Below are 469 nucleotides of genomic sequence, written 5' to 3'. Positions count from 1 at the left end.
ATTCTCAGTCGAGCAAACTAGGCGTACACCGCAGGCTGAGCGTGGGCGTTGGGAGATCTTATGGGTTACGAGAGAAATGACACTGCCACGGACATCGACCTGCGGCCAATCATCGGATTGCTCTCCAACGAGTCCCAGCAAGTTGTCGAAATCCTGACGGTCGGCGCGATCAAGAAACATCGCAAGCTTGTCGACCGCGCCGAAAGAATGTTCCAGGTCGCCCATGCCGGTGACCGAGACGACGAGAACAAGCCTAGTGACGCTCACCTAGCCTATCTGGAAGCAACGATCGAAATGCATGCGCAAATGTCTGCGCTCACAACACTTCTCAACATCCTTGGTCGAACGCCGAAAGTCTGATCAAATCAGGCCACGTCGAATTGCCAGAGCCACGAGCTGCGTGTTGTTGCACAGGTCGTACCGCCGTCTTGCTTCGGCGAGCGCAATGCGGACGGTATTATATTTAACC

Annotated in this window: 1 protein-coding gene; it reads left to right on the top strand. The window is 54.8% G+C overall.

The features are described from left to right. Window positions 1-60 precede the first annotated feature (60 nt). Window positions 61-360, top strand: coding sequence for a transcriptional repressor TraM (locus IB230_RS19615; RefSeq protein WP_192240496.1), 300 nt, complete (start codon window positions 61-63; stop codon window positions 358-360). Window positions 361-469 lie beyond the last annotated feature (109 nt).

The organism is Pseudoxanthomonas sp. PXM01, assembly GCF_014851815.1.
Taxonomy (GTDB): Bacteria; Pseudomonadota; Gammaproteobacteria; order Xanthomonadales; family Xanthomonadaceae; genus Pseudoxanthomonas_A.
Note: the sequence above shows the minus strand (reverse complement) of the source record. Positions and strands in the feature narration are given on the sequence as shown.

Excerpts from the sequence above, each read along its gene's own strand:
- IB230_RS19615 (WP_192240496.1), top strand. The coding sequence starts at position 61 with ATGGGTTACGAGAGAAATGACACTGCCACGGACATCGACCTGCGGCCA.